We start from the raw sequence: 22,881 nt of genomic DNA, 5'->3' as shown, positions 1-22,881 counted from the left end.
GGGTGATCCCTCGGGTACCGGCGTGCGGGTGCCGGTCGCTCGGCTCCTCGCGGCCCCGGGGAGGGAGGGGCGGAGTGCCGCGGGCTGTGGGGCCGGCCTGTGTATGTGGGTGGGGGGCGGGGTGTCGGTTCCACGTGCGGACGCACCGGTGGCCCGGTCCCTGGGCAGGGACCGGGCCACCGGGTGAGGACGTGGCGCGCGGGTTCGGCGCGTGCCGGATCAGGCCTCGGGAGCCTCCACGGCCGCCGTCGCCTTCCGCGTCCGGCGCGCCTTGGGCCGGGCCTCGGCCGCCCCGCCGGCGGCTTCGGCGGCCGGCGCCGCGACCTTGCGGGTGCGGCGCCGCGGCTTGACCTCCGGCTCCTCGGTGGCCTGCGCCGGAATCTCCGGAACAGCCGCCTCGGCAACGGCCTTGCGGGTCCGCCGCGCCCGGGGCGCGGCCACCTCGGCACCGTCCTCGACGGTTTCGGCGGTGGCGGCGGTCTTGCGGGTGCGGCGGGGCTTGGTCTCCGGGGCGGTCTCGTCGGTGCCTGCGGCCGTGTCCAGGGCCGTTTCGGTGGTGGGCTCGGCCGTCTTGCGGGTGCGGCGGCGCGGCTTGGCTTCGGTGGCCTCGGCCGTGTCCACGGCGGTTTCGGCGGTGGCGGCGGTCTTGCGGGTGCGGCGGGGCTTGGTCTCCGGGGCGGTCTCGTCGGTGCCTGCGGCCGTGTCCAGGGCCGTTTCGGTGGTGGGCTCGGCCGTCTTGCGGGTGCGGCGGCGCGGCTTGGCTTCGGTGGCCTCGGCCGTGTCCACGGCGGTTTCGGCGGTGGCGGCGGTCTTGCGGGTGCGGCGGGGCTTGGTCTCCGGGGCGGTCTCGTCGGTGCCTGCGGCCGTGTCCACGGCCGTTTCGGTGGTGGGCTCGGCCGTCTTGCGGGTGCGGCGGCGCGGCTTGGCTTCGGTGGCCTCGGCCGTGTCCACCGCGGTTTCGGCGGCGGCGGCGGTCTTGCGGGTGCGGCGGGGCTTGGTCTCCGGGGCGGTCTCGTCGGTGCCTGCGGCCGTGTCCACGGCCGTTTCGGCGGCGGTGGCCGCCGCCTTGCGGGTGCGGCGCGGCCTGGTCCCGGGAGCCCCGGCGACCTCCGGCGTCTCCGGGGCGGCAGCCACCGGTGCCGGCTCGAGTACCGCGGATCCGGTCACCGCGGAGGCGGCCGGCGTCTGCCCGGCCGCCTCCGCCTGCTTCCGGGTGCGGCGGCGCGGGGCGTCCGGCGTGGCCGGGCCCTCCGCCGTGTCCAGCGACTCCACGGCAGCCGCGGCGGCCTCGGGAGTCACGGTTGCCGAGGCGGTCGCCAGCGGCTCCGTGCCCGTTCCGCTGCGCGTGCGGCGACGGCGGCGCGGTATGCGGGCCGGTGCCGTGGCCTCCTCGGTCCCGGCGGTGCCGGTCTCGGCGGCCGGTGCCGTGGGGGCCGTGGCGGGGGAGGCGTCCAGCGGGGCTCCGCCGCGTGTACGGCGGCGGCGCCGCGGCGCACGTGCCGGACGCTCCCGCTCGGCGGTGCCGGACTCGACGCGGGCGCCGGAACCGGCGCGCTCCCCGCGACCGCCCCGGCCACCGCGACCGCGCGCACCGCGGCCGCCGGTCTCGCCGAGGTCCTCCAGTTCCTCCGCGTCCAGCCCGGCGCGGGTCCGCTCCGCGCGCGGCAGCACGCCCTTCGTACCCGCGGGGATGTTGAGGTCGGAGAACAGGTGCGGGGACGTCGAGTACGTCTCCACCGGGTCGTTGAAATTCAGCTCCAGCGCCTTGTTGATCAGCTGCCAGCGCGGGATGTCGTCCCAGTCGACGAACGTGACCGCCGTGCCCTTGGCGCCCGCGCGGCCCGTACGGCCGACGCGGTGCAGGTACGTCTTCTCGTCCTCGGGGGACTGGTAGTTGATGACGTGGGTGACGCCCTCGACGTCGATGCCGCGCGCGGCGACGTCGGTGCACACCAGGACGTCGACCTTGCCGTTGCGGAAGGCCCGCAGGGCCTGCTCGCGCGCACCCTGGCCCAGGTCGCCGTGGACGGCGCCCGAGGCGAACCCGCGCTGCTGGAGCTGATCGGCGATGTCCGCCGCCGTCCGCTTCGTCCGGCAGAAGATCATCGCGAGACCGCGGCCCTCGGACTGCAGAATGCGGGCGATCATCTCCGGCTTGTCCATGGAGTGCGCGCGGTAGACGAACTGCTTGATGTTCGCCACCGTCACGCCCTCGTCGTCCGGCGCGGTGGCGCGGATGTGCGTGGGCTGCGACATGTAGCGGCGGGCCAGGCCGATGACCGCGCCCGGCATGGTGGCCGAGAACAGCATGGTCTGGCGCCGGGCCGGCAGCATGTCCATGATCCTCTCGACGTCGGGCAGGAAGCCCAGGTCGAGCATCTCGTCGGCCTCGTCGAGCACCAGGCACCGGACGTGCTTCAGGTCCAGCTTCTTCTGCCCGGCCAGGTCCAGCAGACGGCCCGGCGTGCCGACGATCACGTCGACGCCCTTCTTCAGGGCCTCGACCTGGGGCTCGTAGGCCCGGCCGCCGTAGATCGCCAGCACGCGCACGTCGCGGGCCTTGCCGGCCGTCAGGAGGTCGTTCGTGACCTGCGTGCACAGCTCGCGCGTGGGCACCACGACGAGCGCCTGCGGGGCGTCGGTGAGGGCCTCGGGGGCGGCGCGTCCCGCCTCGACGTCGGCGGGGACGGTCACGCGCTCCAGGAGCGGGAGGCCGAAGCCCAGCGTCTTGCCGGTGCCGGTCTTGGCCTGGCCGATGACGTCCGTGCCGGAAAGGGCGACGGGGAGCGTCATCTCCTGGATGGGGAAGGGGGTGATGATGCCGACGGCTTCCAGGGCCTCGGCCGTCTCGGGAAGGATCCCGAGGTCTCGAAACGTCGTAGTCAGGGTGCTGCCTCTTCTGTGTGGCGCGGTGCGAGGCGAGCGCGGGGGTCTTTGACGGACCGTGCCGGGGACGTCGGCTGCCGTACGGGCGAGCCACTCGGGCAAGCCGTATGGCACGGGACCTCTGCCGACGCTCTAGCGCTCGTACCGCTGAGGGTGTCCCTCCGTTCGCCGTACGCGCTGAGCCGTGCGGCGGGGGAGGGCTGTCGGGTCGGAGCCGATCGGGCCACCGACCGGGCATCCTCATGCGTGCGGCCCGTCGGGACACGTCGAACACCGTCGACGCACTCAGCAGGGCGCATTACCACCATACCCCGGATTCGCGCACATGTGATGGCCGATTTGGTCACGTAGTCGTCGTCACAGTGCTCGGTCAGAGGCTTTCGAACCGCGGCGAGCGGGCTATTGTGCGCCTCATGACTAGCTCTGACAAGGCTGAGAACGCTTCCGCCGCACCCGCCGGACACACCGGTGTCGCCGCCCGGAACTGGGCGCAGGCCTCCGCCGACCCGCACTACCGTGCCGCGGTCGTCGACCTGCTCGGCGCGCTCGCGTACGGCGAACTGGCGGCGTTCGAGCGGCTCGCGGAGGACGCCAAGCTGGCGCCGACCCTCGCGGACAAGGCCGAGCTGGCGAAGATGGCCTCGGCCGAGTTCCACCACTTCGAGCGGCTGCGCAGCCGGCTGACCGGGATCGGCGAGGAGCCGACCGCGGCGATGGAGCCGTTCGTCGCGGCCCTGGACGGCTTCCACCGGCAGACGGCGCCCTCGGACTGGCTGGAGGGCCTGGTCAAGGCGTACGTCGGCGACTCGATCGCGAGCGACTTCTACCGGGAGGTCGCGGCCCGCCTCGACGCCGACACCCGCGAGCTGGTCCTGTCCGTCCTCGACGACACCGGGCACGCCGGATTCGCGGTGGAGAAGGTGCGGGCCGCCATCGACGCCGACCCGCGCGTGGGCGGGCGGCTGGCACTGTGGGCGCGGCGGCTGATGGGGGAGGCGCTGTCGCAGTCCCAGCGGGTGGTCGCCGACCGGGACGCGCTGTCGACCATGCTGGTGGGCGGTGTCGCGGACGGCTTCGACCTCGCGGAGGTCGGAAAGATGTTCTCCCGCATCACGGAGGCGCACACGAAGCGGATGGCCGCGCTGGGTCTGGCCGCCTAGCGTCCCCGACGGTCCCGGCGCCCCGTGCCTACGCCGTCGCCGATCGGCGGCGCAGGCGGCGCGCCGGGCGCAGGAGCAGGGACAGGGAGGCCGCCGAGACGACCGCGGCGCCCAGCAGGTTCAGCAGGGTGCTGCCGGGGCCCAGGGCGCTGTGGGTGACGAAGTCGCCGAAGAGGGCTCCGGCGACGCCCGTCGAGAAGACCAGGGGGCGGGTCGGCAGCCGGTGGGCGAGGCGGTGCGCCGCGGCCCAGGCGAGCACCAGACCGAGCAAGGCGGATCCGAGCACTTCAAGGATCATGTCGGGGGTCCCTCCCACGGCCGGCCTCTGCTTGACGGTCCTAGCCCGTCATACCCGTGACCTGCGGGTTGCAATCCTCCGCTGTGGGCGGGTTGTGCTCCATCTGTGCACAGCCCCCACCGTCACGGCCTGCACGCCCCCACGGTTTCCACCGTCTGCGCGTCTCCCGCGCGGGAGGGGCCCGGCGGCACAGTGCCGCCGGGCCCCTCCCGCGCGTACCGGTTCGTCGCGGTACGGGTTACAGCGTGCCGAAGCCGACCTTGCGGATGGTCGGCTCGCCGATCTCCACGTACGCCAGGCGCTCCGCCGGGACGAGGATCCTGCGGCCCTTCTCGTCCGCGAGGCTCAGCAGCTGCGACTTGCCGGCCAGCGCCTCGGCCACCACGCGCTCGACCTCCTCGACGCTCTGGCCGCTCTCCAGAACGATCTCGCGGGGCGCGTGCTGCACGCCGATCTTGACCTCCACGGCTATGTCCCTCCGACGGTCAGTGATGTGCGCGATCTTCCGCGCCCTACGCTGCACACATTAGCCCGGTGAGGGGACGGCCGTGCCGCACCCCGGGAACGCCAGAAGCGAACAGCGGGCGGGAACGGTCCGGTCACCGGGCCGATGGGCTCAGTGGTGGTCGGTGCCGTGCAGCGGGAAGCCGGCGATGCCCCGCCACGCCAGCGAGGCCAGCAGCCGCACCGCCTGGTCGCGCGGCACGCTGCGGTCGCTGTGCAGCCACGAGCGCGCGACCACCTGCGCCAGGCCACCGAGGCCGGAGGCGAGCAGCATCGACTCCGCGCGCGACAGGCCCGTGTCCTCGGCGATGACCTCGCAGATCGCCTCGGCGCACTCGTTGGTGACCTTGTCGACGCGCTCGCGCACCGCCGGCTCGTTGGTCAGGTCCGACTCGAAGACCAGCCGGAACGCGCCGCCGTCGTCCTCGACGTACGCGAAGTAGGCGTCCATGGTCGCCCGGACGCGCTGCTTGTTGTCCGTCGTCGACGCCAGCGCGCCGCGCACCGCGTGGATCAGCGACTCGCAGTGCTGGTCCAGCAGGGCGAGGTAGAGGTCGAGCTTGCCGGGGAAGTGCTGGTAGAGCACCGGCTTGCTGACGCCCGCCCGCTCGGCGATGTCGTCCATCGCCGCCGCGTGGTAGCCCTGCGCGACGAAAACCTCCTGGGCGGCGCCCAGCAACTGGTTCCGCCGGGCTCGGCGCGGCAGGCGGGTGCCGCGTGGGCGTGCCGCCTCGGTCTGCTCGATGGCTGTCACGCCGCCTCCCAAAGTCGTCCACGTGCGGTGTCGGCCGCGTGGCCATCGTACTTTTCGGTAACCGTCGTGTGCGCGCCGCGAGCGCAGAATCTCACGGACCGGATGGCGACGAAAGCCGCGAGGCGGGCCTTGTGCCACCGCGGGGAGTCCCGCGCGGCCGGCCCGGCGCCGCGGGGCCGCCCCACGGGGCGTCCGCGGGGCCTCGGGGGCGGCCCCGCGGGCTCAGCGGTAGTCGTCCTCGTCGAGCGAGACCACGCGCGCCTGCTCGGCCAGGTCGGCCTCGTTCGCGCGGTCTGGGTCCACCGAGGTGAGGGGGTCGTCGCGGTCCGGCGCGATGTCGGCCTGCTGTTCGGCGGCGTCCACCTCCGGGGCCTCGACGTCGAACTCCGGAGCGCCCTCGGCCTCCAGCTCTTCGATCGCGTCCGGCTCGATGGGGTCGTACGCCATGATGGGCTCCCTTCCTACGAACGTCCCTGGATGACGCAGGGGCCACACGCGGGTGCCCTCTCCACGAGCCTAGGAGACGCCCCGTCCGGACGCCACGCCGTCGGCACCCGTTCGCCGTGCGGTTCCGCCCCTCCTGTCTCCGCTCCACCGGTGTCCAACCTGTGACGGCGAACACACGAACCCCGACGTGATCGTCTCGTAACATATCCGCATGTCTTCGACCGAGTCGCCGTCCGTACCGGCCGCCAGTGCCAGTGTGCTCCCGAGGGTGGCACCCGTCCGGCTCGGCGAGGGCGAACGGCTGAGGTCGGTGGGACTGCCCGGGGTCACGCTCGCCGTCCGTTCGCGCCCGCCCGCCCGCGCGGGCCTGCCGCCCGCGCTGTACGTCCACGGGCTCGGCGGTTCCTCGCAGAACTGGTCGGCGCTGATGGCGGAGCTGGACGGCGTCGTGGACAGCGAGGCGGTCGACCTGCCCGGCTTCGGCGACTCCCCGCCCCCGGACGACGGCGACTACTCCGTCACCGGGCACGCGCGCGCGGTGATCCGCTACCTGGACGCCGCCGGCCGCGGCCCGGTCCACCTCTTCGGCAACTCGCTCGGCGGCGCCGCCGCCACGCGCGTGGCCGCCGTACGCCCCGATCTCGTGCGGACGCTCACGCTCGTCTCGCCGGCCCTCCCGGAGCTGCGGATCCAGCGCAGCGCCGTGCCGACCGGGCTGCTGGGCGTCCCCGGCGTGGCCGCGCTCTTCACCCGGCTAACCAAGCAGTGGACGGCCGAGCAGCGCGTCCGCGGGGTCATGGCCCTGTGTTACGGCGACCCCGGCCGCGTCTCGCCCGAGGCCTTCCAGTACGCCGTGGAGGAACTGGAACGACGCCTGCGGCTGCCGTACTTCTGGGACGCGATGGCACGCTCCGCGCGCGGGATCGTCAACGCCTACACCCTGGGCGGCCAGCACGGTCTGTGGCGCCAGGCCGAGCGCGTGCTCGCCCCGACCCTGCTGGTCTACGGCCTGCGCGACCAGCTGGTCGGCTTCCGCATGGCCCGCAAGGCCGCCCGCTCCTTCCGCGACTCCCGCCTGCTGTCCCTGCCGGAGGCCGGGCACGTGGCGATGATGGAGTACCCGGAGGTGGTGGCGGGGGCGTTCCGCGACCTCATGGCCGAGGCCGGGGCCGGGGAGCGGAAGGGCGCGGGCGCGACCGCCGGCGCCGGTGCGGACACCCCGGGCGCCGGGGCCGGCACGGCCGCCGGGGGCGGCTCCGCCGCCACGGGCGCGGGGAGCTGAGGGCCCCGGTGGGACGCCACAGCCGACGCGGACCGGCCCCCAAGGACGACTCCGCCGCCACGGCAGCACAGCGGAGGGAACAGGATCCGGGCGCCGAGGACCCCGGCCGGGTCCGACGGCCCGCCCAGCTCCCGGGCCAACGCCGGGCACCGGAGGGCGCACCGCGGCGGGCGCCGGGACAGCAGGAGGAGCCGGGGGAGCGGGAGGGGCGGCAGGGGCCGGACGGCCGGCCGCAGGGGCCGGAGGACCGGTCGCGGGGAGCGCGGGACCGGCAGCAGGCACCGGGAGCCGGTCGGCTCGGAAGCGGCGCCCGGCGCGCCGCGCCGGGGGAGGACCGCTCCTTCGACGGCACGCCCGCGCGGGGCGTGCGCCGCCTCACCGGCGGCACCCCGGCACGCGGTGTGCCCCGGCTGTCCGACGGCGCCTCCGCGCACGGTGTGCCCCAGGCCCCCGGCGGGACGCCCCGGGCGGATGCCCGCGGCGGGCACCCCGAGCAGTGGGAGGCCGGAGGCGGCTGGGGGGAGTTCCCGCGGCGGGCCGCAAGCGGTGGCGAGGGTGCCTCCGGGGCGGGCCGGGGCGAACCCGGGCCCGGTGCCGCTCTCCCGCGGCAGGGGCAGGGGCAGAGGCGGACCGGGCCGGGCGGACCGGGTGACGGCGGGCGCGGGGACTCCGCAACCACCGGGGACCTGCGGGGTCCGGGCCGGTTCGGGCCCCGGCAGGAGGACCTCGACGCCTTCGACGAGGACCTCGACGTCTTCGCGGCCCGCCCGGCGGCGGGCGCGCCCCGCACCACCGGGACCGGTGAGCCGCGGGAGCCGCACGGTGACGGTGCCGGCACGGCCGGCTCCGGAAGCGGTGACGGCACCGCGCCCCGCACCGGCGTCCCCGCCCAGCCGAGGGGCGGCAGGGGACGGACGTTCACGGGGATCGCGGCCGCCGCGGTGACCACCGTGCTCGCGGTCGTCGTCGCGGGCCAGGTCACCCACGGCCGCGAGAGCGGGGACGGGTCGCGGTCCGCCGGCGACGGCCGGGCGTCCGACGCGCGGGGGGCCGGCCGGGCGACCCCGTCCGCCGCGCCGAGCGCGGCCGTGCTGACGTACGAGCAGAAGATGGCCCGCACGTACCCGCTGAGCGCCACGCTGAAGGGTTCGGGGAAGTTCGAGGCCGTCCCCGGTTTCGCCAAGGCGCCCGGCACCGGGCAGAAGTTCCGGTACCGCGTCGACGTCGAACGGGGACTGGGCCTGGACGCCGAGCTGTTCGCACAGGCCGTGCAGAAGACGCTCAACGACGACCGCAGCTGGGCCCACGGCGGCGCCCGCACCTTCGAGCGCGTCTCCTCCGGCGAGCCCGACTTCGTGATCACGCTGGCCAGCCCCGGCACCACCGCCCAGTGGTGCGCCAAGTCCGGCCTGGACACCACCGAGGACAACGTGTCCTGCGACTCGGCGGCCACGGAACGCGTGATGATCAACGCCTACCGGTGGGCCCAGGGCAGCACGACGTACGGGGACGAGATCCACGCCTACCGGCAGATGCTCATCAACCACGAGGTCGGCCACCGGCTCGGACACGGCCATGTGACCTGCGACAAGGACGGCGAACTGGCGCCGGTCATGCAGCAGCAGACGAAGTTCCTCGACCACGACGGAATCCACTGCCTGCCCAACCCCTGGCCCTACCCCGGAAGATGACGGGAGCCGCTCATGTCACATTGACACGAGTCCGGCCTTCGATCATATTTCTCGGCATGTGGTCCAGCCATGCCGTCTCCAGCAGTGCCGCCATCGAGCTGGCACTCATCGGCGTGACCGCGCTCTGCGTGGCCGACGTCCACTGTCGCTGACGCCGCCTTCCCGGCGTACGCGTCGCGACCCTTCCCCCGCCCCCTCGTCCGTGACCGTGTCACGGACCTCCGACGGGCTTCCACGGGCTTTTCGACGACCCGGCGCCGGGCGACGTCCGCGTGCGGGCGTCTCACCCTTCGTCCACCTGCCCCACCATCCGGGAGACCCGCGATCGTTCGCGGATCAGGTCCCGCTCAGTACCCGAGAGGTCGTCATTCCGATGCGTCAACCGTTCCTCACAGCGCGCCGCGTGGCAGCGGCATCCGTCAGCCTGGTCGTGGCAGCGGGCGCCGCCGCCTGCGGTCCGGAGGACAACGATGCCAAGGGCCCCGGTGGCGGCTCCACGCCCCACCGGGGCGGCACGCTCACGGTGCTGAACGCCAACCCGCAGCAGAACTTCGACCCCGCCCGCCTCTACACCTCCGGCGGCGGCAACATCCCCTCGCTCGTCTTCCGCACCCTGACCACCCGCAACCGCGAGAACGGCGCGGCCGGCGCCGAGGTCGTCCCGGACCTCGCCACCGACACCGGACGCCCCAACAAGGACGCGACCGTGTGGACGTACACCCTGAAGAAGGGCCTCAAGTACGAGGACGGCACGCCCATCACCTCGGCCGACATCAAGTACGGCATCGAGCGCTCCTTCGCCCCCGAACTCTCCGGCGGCGCCCCCTACCTGCGTGACTGGCTGGTCGGCGCGGCCGACTACCAGGGCCCGTACAAGGACAAGAAGGGCCTGTCGGCGATCGGGACGCCCGACGCGCGGACCCTCGTCTTCCACCTGGACAAGCCCGAGGGCGAGTTCCCGTTCCTGGCCACCCAGACGCAGTTCGCCCCGGTGCCGAAGGGCAGGGACACGGGCACCAAGTACGAGGAGCACCCCCTGTCGTCGGGCCCCTACCGGGTCGTCAGGAACGAGAACGACGGCGAACGCCTCGTCCTGAAGCGCAACACGTACTGGTCCACGGCCGTGGACACCGAGCGCAGGGCCTACCCGGACACCATCGACGTGCGCTCCGGGCTCGACTCCTCCGTGATCAACCAGCGGCTGTCCGCGTCCCGGGGCGCGGACGCCGCCGCGGTCACCACGGACACCAACCTCGGCCCGGCCGAACTCGCCCAGGTCACCAGGGACAAGGACCTGGCCGCACGCGTGGGCACCGGTCACTTCGGCTACACGGACTACATCGCCTTCAACCCGAAGGTGAAGCCGTTCGACGACCCCAGGGTGCGGCAGGCCATCGCGTACGCCGTCGACCGTTCCTCCGTCGTCAACGCGGCCGGCGGTTCGGCGCTGGCCGAGCCCGCCACCACCTTCCTGCCCGACCAGAAGTCCTTCGGCTACACGCCCTACGACCCCTTCCCGGCGGGCCGGACCGGCAACGCGGCCAAGGCCCGGGAACTGCTGAGGGAAGCCGGCCACCCGAACGGGCTCACCGTGACCCTCACCCACTCCAACAGCAAGGACTTCGAGACCAGCCCCGAGATAGCGACCGCCCTCCAGGACGCCCTGAAGAAGGCCGGCATCACGGTCAGGCTCCAGGGCCTGGAGGAGAACGACTACGCGGACAGGATCCACGACGTGTCGACCGAGCCCGGCTTCTTCCTCGCCCACTGGGGCGCCGACTGGCCCTCCGGCGGTCCCTTCCTCGCCCCGATCTTCGACGGCCGGCAGATCGTCAAGGACGGAGCGAACTTCAACACGGGCCAGCTCGACGACAGGTCGGTCAATGACGAGATCGACGCGATCAACAAGTTGACCGACCTCGACGCGGCCGCCCGGCGCTGGGGTGCGCTGGACAAGAGGATCGGCGAACGGGCCCTCGTCGTCCCGCTGTTCCACCCGGTCTACAAGCGCCTGTACGGCAAGGACGTCAGGAACGTCGTGATCAGCGACTGGACCGGCGTGCTGGACGTCTCCCAGGTCGCGGTGAAGTGACGCCGTGAGCGAGGTGCTTGCCGCCGCCGGGGCCGCCGGGACGGACGTGTCCGTCCCGGCGGCCCCGGGGGCCCGTCGGTTCCGGCGGCGGCTGCGGGAGCAGCGCGCCGCCCTGGTCGCCGCGGCCGTCGTCGCGCTGCTCGTCCTGGTCGCGCTCGCCGCGCCGCTGCTCACCGCGCTGGAGGGCCAGGACCCCACCACCTACCACCCCTCCCTGGTCGACTCCGCACGCGGGGGCGTACCCATCGGCCCGCTCGGCGGCGTGAGCGGCGACCACTGGCTGGGCGTCGAACCGCAGACCGGACGCGACCTGTTCGCACGGCTGGTGTACGGCGCCCGGGTGTCGCTGGGGGTCGCGCTGGCCGCGACGCTGATACAGGTCGCCATCGGAGTCGCGATCGGCGTGGCCTCCGCGCTCGGCAACCGGTGGGTCGACCAACTGCTGAGCCGGATCACGGACGTGATCGTCGCCATACCGCTGATGATCATGTCGTTGGCGCTGCTGGCGATCGTGCCGTCGAGCTTCCCCCGGCCCGTCCTGGTCACCCTGGTCATCGGCCTGGTCGCCTGGGGAAACACCGCGAAGATCGTGCGCGCCCAGACCCTCACCCTGAAGGGGCTCGACCACGTCCTTGCCGCCCGGCTGAGCGGCTGGAGCACATGGCGCATCGCCCGCCGGGAACTGCTGCCGGGCCTGGCCGCGCCCGTCATCACCTACGGCGCGCTGCTCGTCCCCCTCAACATCTCGGTCGAGGCCGCCCTGTCCTTCCTCGGCGTGGGCGTGCAGCCGCCGACCCCGTCCTGGGGGCAGATGCTGACCGCCGCCGACGTCTGGTACCAGGCGGCCCCGCAGTACCTCCTGCTGCCCGCGGGCGCCCTGTTCGTCACGGTCCTCGCCCTCACCGTCCTCGGCGACGGCGTGCGCACCGCCCTCGACCCGCGCGCTGCCTCCCGGATGCGCGTCGGCACCGGCCGCGGGGGCCCCGGTCCCGGCGCCACGGACGATGCCGGACCCGGCGAGAAGGGAGCGGCCGCATGAGCGGCTTCGGCGGATTCCTGCTGCGCCGTGCCGCCGGGGCGGCGGTCACCCTGCTCGCCCTCTCGGTGGTCGTCTACGTCGTCTTCTACGCCACCCCCGGCAACGTCGCCCAGATCACCTGCGGCCCGCGCTGCTCACCGCAACAGGTGCACCAGGTCGCCGCGCAGCTGCAGCTCGGCGACCCGCTGTACCTGCGCTACTGGCACTTCCTGCAGGGACTGTTCGCCGGCCGGGACTACTCGACGGGCACCTCGGCGGAGCACTGCGCGGCACCCTGCCTGGGACTGTCGTACCAGAGCGGCCAGCAGGTCATGGCCATCATCCTGGCCAAGCTGCCGGTCAGCCTGTCGCTCGTCCTCGGCGCGATGGTGCTGTGGCTCCTCCTCGGCGTCGGCACCGGCGTGCTGTCCGCCTGGCGGCGCGGCCGGTTCTCCGAACGCCTGCTGACCGCCGTCACCCTCGCCGGCACGGCCACGCCCGTCTTCGTCATCGGCCTCGTCCTGGTGATCGTCGTCTGCGGAGAGCTGCAGCTGCTGCCCTTCCCGGAGTACGTGGGGTTCGGCGACGATCCCGAGCAGTGGGCGTGGAACCTGCTGCTGCCCTGGTTCTCGCTGGCCCTGATCGAGGCGGCGACGTTCGCCCGCCTCACCCGCGCGGTGATGCTGGAGACGCTCGCCGAGGACCACATCCGCACCTTCCGGGCGTACGGCGTCGCCGAGCGCTCGGTCGTCGGACGGCACGCCCTGCGCGGCGCGCTGGCGCCCGTCATCGCGCTGAACGCCAACACCGTCGGCTCGGCCGTCGGCGGCGCCGTCCTCACCGAGACCCTCTTCGGCCTGCCCGGCATCGGCCAGGAACTGGTCCACGCCGTCAAGGTCGTCGACCTGCCGGTGGTCGTCGGCATGGTCCTGGTCATCGGCTTCTTCGTGGTCATCGCCAACGCCGTCGCGGACGTCCTGTACGCGGTGGCCGACCGACGGGTGGTACTCGCATGAGCCTGGTCGAAGTGACGGACCTGACCGTCGGGTTCGGCCCCCTGCAAGCCGTGGACGGACTGTCCTTCCGCCTGGAGGAGGGCGCGGCCCTCGCCCTGGTCGGCGAGTCCGGCTCCGGCAAGTCCACGGTCGCCGGCGCCCTGCTGGGCCTGCACCGGGGCAGCGGAGCACGGATCGGCGGCGAGGTACGGGTCGCCGGCACCGACGTCCAGCGGGCCACGGAGGAGGAACTGCGCCGGCTGCGCGGTGCGAGGGCCGCCATGGTCTTCCAGGACCCGCTGTCCTCCCTCGACCCCTACTACGCGATCGGCGACCAGATCGCCGAGGTCCACCGCGTCCACACGCGCGCGACACGGCGCGCCGCACGCGCGCGCGCCGTCGAGGTGCTGGAGCGGGTGGGGATCCCGGACGCGGTACGGCGGTCCCGGGCGCGCCCGCACGAGTTCAGCGGCGGCATGCGCCAGCGCGCCCTCATCGCGATGGCCCTGGCCTGCCGGCCGGACCTGCTGATCGCCGACGAACCGACCACCGCCCTCGACGTCACCGTCCAGGCCCAGATCCTCGACCTGCTGCGCACGCTGCGCGAGGAGACCGGCATGGGCCTGCTGCTGGTCACCCACGACGTCGGCGTCGCCGCCGAGAGCGCCGACGACGTGCTGGTCATGCGGCACGGCCGGGCCGTCGAACGGGGTCCGGCCGGCACGGTCCTGGCAGCGCCCGCGCACGCCTACACCCGTGAACTGCTCGGGGCCGTCCCGCGCGTGGACGCGCCCCGCACCGCCCCGGCCGTCGCCCCGGGCGAGGTCGTCCTGGAGGCGACCGGCCTGCGGCGCGCGTTCGGACGCGGCAAGGACGTGCTCGTCGCCGTGGACGACGTCTCGCTGGCCGTCCGCCGGGGCGAGGCCCTGGGCGTCGTGGGGGAGAGCGGCAGTGGCAAGACGACCCTCGGCCGCATGCTGGTCGGACTGCTGGAGCCGACCGCCGGCACCGTCCGCTTCGAAGGGCGCCCGCACACCGGCGTGAACCCGGCCGTGCAGATGGTCTTCCAGGACCCCGTCTCCTCCCTCAACCCCCGCCGCAGCGTGGGCGAGTCCATCGCCGACCCGCTCCGCGCGCGCGGGGAGCGCGACGAGCGGCGCATCCGGGGGCGGGTGACGGAACTGCTGGAGCGCGTGGGGCTCGACGCGGCGCACTACGAGCGCTACCCGCACGAGTTCAGCGGCGGACAGCGCCAGCGCGTGGGCATCGCGCGGGCGCTCGCCGCCGACCCGCGCGTCATCGTCTGCGACGAGCCCGTCACCGCGCTCGACGTCACCACCCAGGCCCAGGTGGTCGCGCTCCTCGGCGAGCTGCGGCGCGAACTCGGCCTCGCGCTGGTGTTCGTCGCCCACGACCTCGCCGTCGTCCGCCAGGTCAGCGACCGGGTCGCGGTGATGCGCCGCGGACGGGTCGTGGAGTGCGGGCCCGTCGACGAGGTGTACGGCTCCCCGCGCGACCCGTACACCCGGCAGCTCCTGGCCGCCGTGCCCGCCCTCGATCCGCAGCTGGCGGCCCGGCGGCGGGCCGCCCGGCGGCAGCCGGCCGCGGCGTGACCCTCCTCGCGCGCGGGACCGCCGGGTGAGCCGCTAGCGCGCCGGAACGCGATCCGCACGCGGAAGTCACGACCGTTCACCCCTTTTGGTGGCGCGACGGACAACCGTCCATCGCGCCACCGCCCCGTCCGCATACGTTCGTCCCGCCGCGAGCCGCCGACGACGGCGGTCGCCCAGAGGGAGATCGGGGGTGCACACGTGCGCATCGGACTGTTTGCCGAGGGCGGCCGTCCGTACGTGGACGGTCACGCCGGACCCCGGTGCGGCCGGCTCGCGCGCGGGCTCGGACAGCACGGGCCCGACGTCCGCGCGCACAGCCGCGGCCGGCGGCAGGAGGGCGGCGGGGTCGCGTACGGACGGCGCGCACGCCGGTGCTCCACCGGGTGCCACGCGGGCCTGGCGGAGGCGGCACCCCCCGGGTCCGGGGACCCGGCGGGTGCCGGGCCCGGCACCCGCCGCGCGGAAGCGCCCGGGGACGCCTCCCCGCACCCGGCGGACCGTTTCGGCAACGCCCTGTACGGGCGCGCCGAACCCACCCGCGACGAGGGCGGACTGACCGGTGTCCTCCGCCCCGGCGCCGCCGTACGCGCCCCGGAACACGCTCGCCGGGCCCCCGGCGCGCCGCACACGGCCCGCAGGGCGCGCGTACCCGGCCCGTCCCCTGCCGTCGCCGCGCACCCCGAACGCGCCCTGCGCCCCTTCTCCCTCTCCCCCGCCCGGTACGACGGTCCCGGCGCCGCCACCCACGCCCCGCTCCCCGCCCTCCCCGGCCGGCCACCCAGGTCCACCGCAGGGCCGACGACCCCCTCGCCCGCTCGACCGCCGGGACGGGCGCGGCGCGGACGGCCGGGAGCCCGGACCGAACCCGCCGCCGCCCGTACCGGACAGGCCCGTACCGGACAGGCCCGTACCGGACCCGGGGACACGACCGCACCGAGCCGCGGCGCCCGGCGCACCGCCGGAGGCGACCGCACCACCCCTGTGAAGGAGAAGACCAGATGACCACCTCCCGACACGGAGCGCCCGGCCCGTCCGGACCCTCCGGAACGGCCGGAGCGCACACCCCGGGAGCCGTCCGATGAGAGTCCTGCTGCTCGGAGCCAACGGATACATCGGCCGCTTCGTAGCCGACCGCCTGCTCGCCGACCCGGCCGTCCAGCTCACCGCGCTCGGCCGGGGCGACGACGCCGACGTCCGCTTCGACCTCGCCACCGGCAGCCCCGGGGCCCTGACCCGCTTCCTCGACGCGGTCCACCCCGGAGTCGTCGTCAACTGCGCGGGCGCCACCCGCGGCGGCGCCCGCGAACTCACCCGGCACAACACCGTCGCCGTCGCCACCGTCTGCGAGGCCCTGCGCCGCAGCGGTTGCGGCGCCCGGCTGGTGCAGATCGGCTGCGGCTCCGAGTACGGGCCCAGCCAGCCCGGCTCCTCCACGGCCGAGGACGCCGTCCCCCGCCCCGGCGGCCCGTACGGCGTGAGCAAGCTCGCCGCCACCGAACTGGTCCTCGGCTCCGGCCTGGACGCCGTCGTGCTGCGCGTCTTCTCGCCCGCCGGGCCCGGTACCCCGGCCGGCTCCCCGCTGGGCCGGCTCGCCGAGGCCATGCGCCGCGCCATGCAGTCCGGTGACGGCGAACTGAGGCTCGGCGGCCTCGGTGTCCAGCGCGACTTCATCGACGTCCGCGACGTCGCCCGCGCCGTGCACGCCGCCTCGCTGTCCGCCGCGCAGGGCGTCGTCAACATCGGTTCCGGCCGCGCCGTCCGCCTCCGCGACGCCGCCGCCGTCCTGGCCCGGGTCGCCGGGTACGGCGGCGCCCTCCACGAACTCGACGGCCCCCCCGGCCCCCTGCGCGGCACCATCGGCCACCCCCGCACCGACCCCGACCACGCGGCCCAGGTCGCCTACCCGTACCCGGACGGCTGCGGCAGCTGGCAGCAGGCCGACGTGCGCACCGCCCGCGACCGGCTCGGCTGGCGGCCGCGCATCCACCTCGAGGAATCCCTCGCCGACATCTGGATGGAGGCGGCCTGCCGCATCTGACCGGCATCCAGGCGGGTGCCCCGGCCCGCCTGGAGGGGACGCTGCGCATCGCGCGCCGGCAGGGCGCGGGGACGGTGTGCTCCACCGACCGCCCCGACGGCGGCGGCCGGCCGGACCGGTGGGAGCCGGTGCCCGGCTACTGGGACGACATCGTCTCGCGAGTCGGGACGGGTGTCTCGGAATGAAAAAGGCCGTGGCAGTGTTACGGGGAGAACAACTGTAGTGATTGACCGACCAACGGAGTTCCCGTGTCGCTGCCACCCCTGGTCGAGCCAGCTCCCGAGCTCACCGTAGACGAGGTCCGCAGGTACTCCCGCCACCTGATCATCCCGGATGTGGGGATGGACGGGCAGAAGCGGCTGAAGAACGCCAAGGTGCTCTGCGTGGGCGCCGGCGGCCTGGGCTCGCCGGCGCTGATGTACCTGGCCGCCGCGGGCGTGGGCACCCTCGGCATCGTGGAGTTCGACGAGGTCGACGAGTCGAACCTGCAGCGCCAGATCATCCACAGCCAGGCCGACATCGGCCGTTCCAAGGCCGAGTCGGCGCGCGACAGCGTCAAGGGCATCAACCCGTACGTGAACGTGGTCCTCCACGAGGAGCGGCTGGAAGCCGACAACGTGATGGACATCTTCAGCCAGTACGACCTGATCGTCGACGGCACCGACAACTTCGCGACCCGCTACCTGGTCAACGACGCGTGCGTGCTGCTGAACAAGCCGTACGTGTGGGGTTCGATCTACCGCTTCGACGGCCAGGCCTCCGTCTTCTGGTCCGAGCACGGCCCCTGCTACCGCTGCCTCTACCCGGAGCCCCCGCCCCCCGGCATGGTCCCCTCCTGCGCCGAGGGCGGCGTGCTGGGCGTGCTGTGCGCCTCCATCGGCTCCATCCAGGTCACCGAGGCCATCAAGGTCCTCGCCGGCATCGGTGAGCCGCTGGTCGGCCGGCTGATGATCTACGACGCCCTGGAGATGCAGTACCGCCAGGTCAAGGTCCGCAAGGACCCCGACTGCGCGGTCTGCGGCGAGAACCCGACCGTCACCGAGCTCATCGACTACGAGGCCTTCTGCGGCGTCGTCTCCGAGGAGGCCCAGGAGGCGGCGGCCGGCTCGACCATCACTCCCAAGCAGCTCAAGGAGTGGATCGACGACGGCGAGAGCATCGAGATCATCGACGTCCGCGAGCCGAACGAGTACGAGATCGTCTCCATCCCGGGCGCCCGCCTGATCCCGAAGAACGAGTTCCTCATGGGCACCGCCCTGGAGGGACTCCCGCAGGACAGGAAGATCGTCCTCCACTGCAAGACGGGCGTCCGCAGCGCGGAGGTCCTCGCGGTGCTGAAGTCCGCGGGCTTCTCCGACGCGGTCCACGTCGGCGGCGGCGTCATCGGCTGGGTCAACCAGATCGAACCGCACAAGCCGGTCTACTGACCGGTCCTCCAACCGGCCGGCACGCCGGAACGGGTCCACGGCTCCGACCGGTTCGGGCGCCGTGGGCCCGTTCCGTCGTTGCCCACGGTTGCCCACGGACGCCCGTCGACCCGGACGGCCCCCGGACGGCCCGGACTTCACGCCGGGCCGTCCCCGTGTGACGTGCCCCCGGGCGCAGAGCCGGTGGCGAGTTGCGGTGCCCGAACGGGTCACTACGGTGGAATGGGCCGGATACCGTCTGTCCAGCGAGAGGGTACGGCCATGAACGCGAAGCACTGGAAGCGATCCGCCGTCGTCGGCTCGGCACTCGTCCTCGCCCTCGCGCCGATCGCCCTGCAGCCGGTGGAGGCGGCGGCCGCACCGAGCCAGACCCACGTCAGCGCGGTCGAGAGCCAGCGGGACTACCGGCAGGGGTACCGCACCGGATTCCGGGACGGCTACCAGGACGCCCGGGACGACTGCAAGCAGAACGGACGCGGGAACCAGGGGTACGACCGGACCGACAGCGACTACGCCCGCGGCTACGGCGACGGGTACAGCTCCGGATTCGCCCGGGCGGAACACCGGTACTGCTGAGCGGGGGTTCAGGGACGGACCGTGCCGTCCTTCGGCACCGTCCCCCCGGCAGGCGGGCGCTCACCGTCGCGTCGACGCGGTCGCCGCCGTCGCCGTCCGGACCCGCTGTACAGCGGGAGCACGATCCCGGTGACCGCCGGCGGCTGGGTGGGTTCGGGCCCGGAGGACGTCGGCAGCGGCCGGGCGCCGATCCGTCCCGGCAGGTCCTCGTCCCCGGCGCCGTCGCGGCCGGCCGGTACGGCGCGGCCGGCAGCACGGCGTCGGCGGTCGGGGCGACGGCACGAGGCCGGGAGGGGCCCGCCATGAACCCGTCCCGGGAGCGCGCGCACCGGGGCGCGGACCTTATGGGGTACGCCCCGCGCAGGCCGCGCCGGCGCGGCCGTTACAGGGCGCCCTTGCGGGTGAGGTGGTTGAAGGCCAGCCAGCCCGGCAGCACCGGCAGCCACAGGGTCAGCAGCCGGAACAGCAGGACGGCGGGGGCGGCGACCTCCTTGGGGAGGCCCACGGCGATGAGACCGACCGTCAAGGTCGCCTCGACCGCGCCCACGCCGCCGGGGGTGGGCGCCGCGGAGCCGAGTGCGTTGCCGGCGAGGAAGACCACGGCGACGCTGGCGATGCTCAGGGAGGTCGAGTCGTCGCCGAACGCCCGGATGGACGCGTCCAGGCACATCACGAAGCAGGCGGTCAGCAGGAGCATGCCGCCGATGCCGGTGACGAGCTTCTGCGGCCGCTGGAGCACGTCGAGCATGCGCGGCACGACGCCGGCGAACAGCGACCGCACGCGGGTGACGACGAACTTCCGCAGGAACGGCACCGACGTCACCACCAGCACCAGCACCGCGACCGTCAGCAGGCCGGCGATGACCGTGCGGGACGGCGACAGCGAGGGAGTCTTCTCGGTGCCGGTCAGGTAGCCGAAGGACAGCAGCATCAGCACGTGGCAGCCCAGTCCGAACAACTGGGAGGCACCGACGCTCGCCACCGCGAGCCCCGGGCGCACGCCCTGGCGCTGCAGGAACCGGGTGTTGAGGGCCACACCGCCGACCGCCGCCGGGGCCACGATCTTCACGAAGGAACCCGCGACCTGGGCCGCCACCGTCCGCAGGAACGGCACCCGCTCCGGCACGAACCCCAGCAGCGCCATCGCGGCGGCCACGTAGCTGAGCGCGGAGAACAGCACCGCGGCGATCACCCAGCCCCACTGGGCCCGCGCGAACAGCGTGCCGAACTCGATGTGGGTCAGCTGGGTCAGCAGGAAGTACGCGCCGATCGCACCGGCGATGAAGCTGATCAGCGTGCGCGGCCGCACCCGCTCCAGCCGGGCCGGCTCCACCGGGGCCTGGGGTCTGATCCGCAGCACCTGGTGCCGGATCTGGGTGAGCAGGTCCTCCTCGCGGGCCTCTTCGAGGGCTTCGTCGATGGCCCGCTTCTCGGCCCGCTGCTCGGCGCGCACCGCCTTCTTGTCGGGCTTCCCCGGAGCGGGCCCGGCCGTCCCGGAGGCCTCCTCCAGACGCGCCTGCTTGGCCTGCCTGGACGCCTCCAGCACCGCCTCGCGCTCACGCTCGGCCCGTTCCCGGGCCAGCCGGCGCAGGGTCGCGCGCGTGGAGCGCGTCAGCGCGATGGGCTGCAGCATGGGCAGGCAGTCGGCGACCGTGTCCGGGCCGAGCACGCCGACCGCCGAGGCCACCGCCCGCTCGGCGCCGACCCGCAGGCCCAGCGTGGTGACCAGCTGGGCCACGTCCATGCGCAGCAGCAGGTCGCCGGCCGCGATCTCGCCGCCGCGCAGCTCGGTGAGGATCACCCTGCCGGAACGATCCACCAGGATCGCGTCACCCGCCAGCCTGCGGTGCGCGATGCGCCGCGACTGCAGCGCCTGCACCTGGTTCCAGGTGTTGCGCAGCAGCTCGTCGGTGATCTCCGCGTCCTCCAGCGAGTCCAGTGTGCGCCCGCCGGTGTGCTCGTAGACGAGCATCACGGCGTCCGGGCCCAGCTCGGAGGTGGCGATCAGCTTGGGCGCGTTGGCACCCGCGGCGATCGCCGCGTACGCCAGCAGCGCCTCCTGCTCCAGCGCCTGGCGCAGCGACTGGAGGCTGGAGCGGGTGGCGAAGCCGCGCAGGGTCAGGTTGCGCCAGGCCCGGTAGAAGAAGCCCTGGGCCTGCTGCTCGCGGTCGACGACCGTGACGTCCAGCGCGGGCCCGTCCTCCAGGGTGACGAAGTAGCGCCGTCCGCGGTCGCCGGCCTCCGCCTCGGGGCCCTCCTCGCGGGCGGCGCTGACGGGGCGGAAGCCGACGTGCCGCAGCCCCGCCATCAGCGTCTGCCCGGTCGGGCGGACGTTGGGGGAGCCGACCGTGTAGAGCGTGCCGTAGGCGACGGCCCAGCCGATCAGCACCGTCAGGGTGATCGAGAACGGTGTCGTGTAGCCGGTGACCAGCATGGAGAACGCGTCGAGCAGCAGCACCATCCACAGCACCGCGCGCCAGCGGGGCCGGCGCGACATGCCCACGGCCGTCATGTACGCGATGACGGGCGCGAGATAGCCGTGCACCGGGTCGGTGAGGGCGTGGACGTCCCCCGGGGAGGGCTGGGTGAGCGCCTCCTGGATGGAGTGGGGAGCGGCCCGCGTGACCCACAGGTCGGTGGCGAGGGTCACCCCGTGGGCCAGGACGGCCGCGAGGACGCCGTCGGCGATCCGCAGCCCGTCCCGCTTGATCAGCCGTTCGATCGCGAAGGCGACCGGCACCAGGAGGATCGCGATGCTGGACACCAGCCCCGCGAACTTGATCAGCAGGTCGGGCGCCTGGCCGGTGCCCTTGTGGATGTCCTGTTCGAGGCCCGAGGTGGTGCCGTGGGCGAAGGCGGCGACGGCGAGCAGCACGGCGACGGCGAGCAGGCCCACCAGCAGCCGCATGAGGTCGGAGGGGCGGTGCACGCGCGCGGGGAGCAGCGGTTCGTCGCCCTCGACCTCCTCCGGGCGCGGGTCGCCGTCGCCGGCGCCCGGGCCCCGCCCGGGACGCCGGCCGCCGGGTACGGGCGCCTCCGCGAAGGCGTCGTGGCCGGCCCGTGCGTGCGCGCCGTCCTCGAGCGCGCCCCCGTCCGCGCCGTTCCCGGGATCCTCGCGCGTGTCGTCGCCCCCGCGCGCGCTGCCGCCGTCGTCCCGCCCGGTGCCGGTGCCAGTGCCGACGCCGGTGCCGGCGCCGTCCTCGGGCCCGCCGCCGGTGGCGTCCCGGCCCGCGCGGGCGGCGTCGGGACGCACGGCGGCGTCAGGGGTGCCCTCCGCGCCTTCGGGGTGCACGCCCTGCTGCTTCATGGTCTCTTCTTGGTCTCGTATCACCAGTCACCGCCCGCACGATGGTGGCATGCCCCACCGACGCACGCGGGCATCAGGGTGCGGATGCGCGGGCGGACAGTCTGCCCGAAGCGCCGCCCGGGGGCGAGGGGAGCGCCCGGGCCGGCCGTGCCGGGGCGCCGGCGGCGTGCGGCAGGATGGGGCGGATGAGCGAGCAGAGTCCGGCCGGGGACACCCGCGAGCCCTTCGACGCGCTGCCGGAGTACGCCGAGCGGGTCCTGGAGGTCGCCGAGCGCATCCCGCCCGGGCGGGTCATGACGTACGGGGACGTCGCCGAGTGGCTGGAGGAGGGCGGCCCGCGCCAGGTGGGCCGGGTGATGGCCCTCTACGGCGGCAGCGTCCCCTGGTGGCGCGTGGTGCGGGCCGACGGGGTCCTGCTGCCCGGCCACGAACTGCGCGCGCTCGCCGCCTACCGTGCGGAGGGCACGCCGCTCAGGGAGGCCGGCAGGAGCGCCGAGGGCCACCTGCCGCGGCTCGACATGCGGCGGGCGCGCTGGGACGGGGGTGCGGAGGGTCACACCTGACAGCTTCCGTCACGGATGCCGCAAAGGGGAACCGATGGCCCGTACGGGGGACACGGGGGGACACGGGGGACGTCGGTGGCATGACGTACGTTCGTGGGATGAGGGCCCCCGTGGCGAGCGCCGCGGGGGAAGGAGCGGAACCCCCGTTCCTGTCCGGTGCGGCGGCGTAGCGTCGGCCGCACAGGCCCCCTCGCCCCGCGGCCACCGTCCCCACGCGTGACCGCCCGCCC

At 74.3% G+C, this 22,881-nt stretch carries 18 protein-coding genes and 1 pseudogene; 13 read left to right on the top strand and 6 right to left on the bottom strand.

The annotated features are described in order from the left end of the window. Nucleotides 1-219: 219 nt before the first annotated feature. Nucleotides 220-2,793, bottom strand: a complete 2,574-nt coding sequence (locus QQY24_RS10595) for a DEAD/DEAH box helicase (protein ID WP_301972422.1) — start codon at nucleotides 2,791-2,793, stop codon at nucleotides 220-222. Nucleotides 2,794-3,299: 506 nt separating this feature from the next. Between QQY24_RS10595 and QQY24_RS10590 the strand changes: the two genes are divergently transcribed. Further along, the gene (locus QQY24_RS10590; protein ID WP_301972421.1) at nucleotides 3,300-4,046 is read left to right on the top strand and encodes a ferritin-like fold-containing protein; all 747 of its coding nucleotides are present in this window, start codon (nucleotides 3,300-3,302) and stop codon (nucleotides 4,044-4,046) included. Between the two features lie 28 nt (nucleotides 4,047-4,074). Here the strand turns inward: QQY24_RS10590 and QQY24_RS10585 are convergent, their stop codons facing one another. The 4 genes from QQY24_RS10585 to QQY24_RS10570 form a co-directional block, all read right to left on the bottom strand. Further along, nucleotides 4,075-4,344 (bottom strand): hypothetical protein, encoded by a 270-nt coding sequence (locus tag QQY24_RS10585; RefSeq protein WP_301972420.1) that lies wholly within the window; start codon nucleotides 4,342-4,344, stop codon nucleotides 4,075-4,077. A gap of 238 nt (nucleotides 4,345-4,582) precedes the next feature. Then, entirely contained in the window at nucleotides 4,583-4,810 is a 228-nt protein-coding gene (locus QQY24_RS10580; RefSeq protein WP_301972419.1) for a DUF3107 domain-containing protein, read from the bottom strand. A gap of 150 nt (nucleotides 4,811-4,960) precedes the next feature. Next, on the bottom strand, nucleotides 4,961-5,602 hold the full coding sequence (locus tag QQY24_RS10575; protein ID WP_301972418.1) for a TetR/AcrR family transcriptional regulator: 642 nt from the start codon (nucleotides 5,600-5,602) through the stop codon (nucleotides 4,961-4,963). Between the two features lie 222 nt (nucleotides 5,603-5,824). Further along, complete coding sequence (locus QQY24_RS10570; protein ID WP_301972417.1) at nucleotides 5,825-6,049, bottom strand: hypothetical protein; 225 nt, start codon at nucleotides 6,047-6,049, stop codon at nucleotides 5,825-5,827. A gap of 211 nt (nucleotides 6,050-6,260) precedes the next feature. Here QQY24_RS10570 and QQY24_RS10565 point away from each other — a divergent pair, with 211 nt between their 5' ends. The 11 genes and pseudogenes from QQY24_RS10565 to QQY24_RS10520 all read left to right on the top strand — a co-directional run bounded on the left by QQY24_RS10565 (nucleotide 6,261) and on the right by QQY24_RS10520 (nucleotide 18,781). After that, a complete protein-coding gene (locus QQY24_RS10565) occupies nucleotides 6,261-7,331 on the top strand; it encodes an alpha/beta fold hydrolase (RefSeq protein WP_301972416.1) in 1,071 nt (356 codons plus the stop codon). 8 nt (nucleotides 7,332-7,339) lie between these two features. Next, entirely contained in the window at nucleotides 7,340-9,022 is a 1,683-nt protein-coding gene (locus QQY24_RS10560) for a DUF3152 domain-containing protein (RefSeq protein ID WP_301972415.1), read from the top strand. A 56-nt stretch (nucleotides 9,023-9,078) separates the two neighbouring features. Continuing rightward, nucleotides 9,079-9,174: an Ms4533A family Cys-rich leader peptide gene (locus QQY24_RS34740; protein WP_367657987.1), complete on the top strand. Its 96-nt coding sequence runs from the start codon at nucleotides 9,079-9,081 to the stop codon at nucleotides 9,172-9,174. Nucleotides 9,175-9,395: 221 nt separating this feature from the next. Beyond that, complete coding sequence (locus tag QQY24_RS10555) at nucleotides 9,396-11,114, top strand: ABC transporter substrate-binding protein (RefSeq protein WP_301972414.1); 1,719 nt, start codon at nucleotides 9,396-9,398, stop codon at nucleotides 11,112-11,114. A gap of 4 nt (nucleotides 11,115-11,118) precedes the next feature. Continuing rightward, nucleotides 11,119-12,153, top strand: coding sequence for an ABC transporter permease (locus QQY24_RS10550; RefSeq protein WP_301972413.1), 1,035 nt, complete (start codon nucleotides 11,119-11,121; stop codon nucleotides 12,151-12,153). Then, on the top strand, nucleotides 12,150-13,148 hold the full coding sequence (locus QQY24_RS10545) for an ABC transporter permease (RefSeq protein WP_301972412.1): 999 nt from the start codon (nucleotides 12,150-12,152) through the stop codon (nucleotides 13,146-13,148). The genes QQY24_RS10550 and QQY24_RS10545 overlap by 4 nt, the downstream gene beginning before the upstream one ends. After that, on the top strand, nucleotides 13,145-14,740 hold the full coding sequence (locus QQY24_RS10540) for an ABC transporter ATP-binding protein (protein WP_301972411.1): 1,596 nt from the start codon (nucleotides 13,145-13,147) through the stop codon (nucleotides 14,738-14,740). Before QQY24_RS10545 ends, QQY24_RS10540 begins: the two co-directional genes overlap by 4 nt. A gap of 1,078 nt (nucleotides 14,741-15,818) precedes the next feature. Next, the gene (locus tag QQY24_RS10535) at nucleotides 15,819-16,778 is read left to right on the top strand and encodes an NAD(P)-dependent oxidoreductase (RefSeq protein ID WP_301972410.1); all 960 of its coding nucleotides are present in this window, start codon (nucleotides 15,819-15,821) and stop codon (nucleotides 16,776-16,778) included. 41 nt (nucleotides 16,779-16,819) lie between these two features. Continuing rightward, nucleotides 16,820-16,963 (top strand): annotated as a pseudogene (locus QQY24_RS10530) (phage tail protein); the annotation flags it as partial. A gap of 63 nt (nucleotides 16,964-17,026) precedes the next feature. Then, nucleotides 17,027-18,205: an adenylyltransferase/sulfurtransferase MoeZ gene (gene moeZ, locus QQY24_RS10525; protein WP_301972409.1), complete on the top strand. Its 1,179-nt coding sequence runs from the start codon at nucleotides 17,027-17,029 to the stop codon at nucleotides 18,203-18,205. Nucleotides 18,206-18,466: 261 nt separating this feature from the next. Next, nucleotides 18,467-18,781, top strand: coding sequence for a hypothetical protein (locus tag QQY24_RS10520; protein WP_301972408.1), 315 nt, complete (start codon nucleotides 18,467-18,469; stop codon nucleotides 18,779-18,781). 382 nt (nucleotides 18,782-19,163) lie between these two features. Here the strand turns inward: QQY24_RS10520 and QQY24_RS10515 are convergent, their stop codons facing one another. Beyond that, nucleotides 19,164-22,088 (bottom strand): lysylphosphatidylglycerol synthase transmembrane domain-containing protein, encoded by a 2,925-nt coding sequence (locus tag QQY24_RS10515; protein WP_301972407.1) that lies wholly within the window; start codon nucleotides 22,086-22,088, stop codon nucleotides 19,164-19,166. Nucleotides 22,089-22,273: 185 nt separating this feature from the next. Between QQY24_RS10515 and QQY24_RS10510 the strand changes: the two genes are divergently transcribed. Then, nucleotides 22,274-22,651, top strand: a complete 378-nt coding sequence (locus QQY24_RS10510; RefSeq protein ID WP_301972406.1) for an MGMT family protein — start codon at nucleotides 22,274-22,276, stop codon at nucleotides 22,649-22,651. Nucleotides 22,652-22,881: the final 230 nt, after the last annotated feature.

The sequence above is a fragment of the Streptomyces sp. TG1A-8 genome (assembly GCF_030499535.1).
GTDB lineage: Bacteria > Actinomycetota > Actinomycetes > Streptomycetales > Streptomycetaceae > Streptomyces.
Note: the sequence above shows the minus strand (reverse complement) of the source record. Positions and strands in the feature narration are given on the sequence as shown.

Excerpts from the sequence above, each read along its gene's own strand:
- QQY24_RS10545 (WP_301972412.1), top strand. The coding sequence starts at position 12,150 with ATGAGCGGCTTCGGCGGATTCCTGCTGCGCCGTGCCGCCGGGGCGGCG.
- QQY24_RS10590 (WP_301972421.1), top strand. The coding sequence starts at position 3,300 with ATGACTAGCTCTGACAAGGCTGAGAACGCTTCCGCCGCACCCGCCGGA.
- QQY24_RS10535 (WP_301972410.1), top strand. The coding sequence starts at position 15,819 with ATGAGAGTCCTGCTGCTCGGAGCCAACGGATACATCGGCCGCTTCGTA.
- QQY24_RS10555 (WP_301972414.1), top strand. The coding sequence starts at position 9,396 with ATGCGTCAACCGTTCCTCACAGCGCGCCGCGTGGCAGCGGCATCCGTC.
- QQY24_RS10595 (WP_301972422.1), bottom strand. The coding sequence starts at position 2,793 with ATGACGCTCCCCGTCGCCCTTTCCGGCACGGACGTCATCGGCCAGGCC.
- QQY24_RS10510 (WP_301972406.1), top strand. The coding sequence starts at position 22,274 with ATGAGCGAGCAGAGTCCGGCCGGGGACACCCGCGAGCCCTTCGACGCG.
- QQY24_RS10515 (WP_301972407.1), bottom strand. The coding sequence starts at position 22,088 with ATGAAGCAGCAGGGCGTGCACCCCGAAGGCGCGGAGGGCACCCCTGAC.
- QQY24_RS34740 (WP_367657987.1), top strand. The coding sequence starts at position 9,079 with ATGTGGTCCAGCCATGCCGTCTCCAGCAGTGCCGCCATCGAGCTGGCA.
- QQY24_RS10520 (WP_301972408.1), top strand. The coding sequence starts at position 18,467 with ATGAACGCGAAGCACTGGAAGCGATCCGCCGTCGTCGGCTCGGCACTC.
- QQY24_RS10585 (WP_301972420.1), bottom strand. The coding sequence starts at position 4,344 with ATGATCCTTGAAGTGCTCGGATCCGCCTTGCTCGGTCTGGTGCTCGCC.
- QQY24_RS10570 (WP_301972417.1), bottom strand. The coding sequence starts at position 6,049 with ATGGCGTACGACCCCATCGAGCCGGACGCGATCGAAGAGCTGGAGGCC.
- QQY24_RS10565 (WP_301972416.1), top strand. The coding sequence starts at position 6,261 with ATGTCTTCGACCGAGTCGCCGTCCGTACCGGCCGCCAGTGCCAGTGTG.
- QQY24_RS10540 (WP_301972411.1), top strand. The coding sequence starts at position 13,145 with ATGAGCCTGGTCGAAGTGACGGACCTGACCGTCGGGTTCGGCCCCCTG.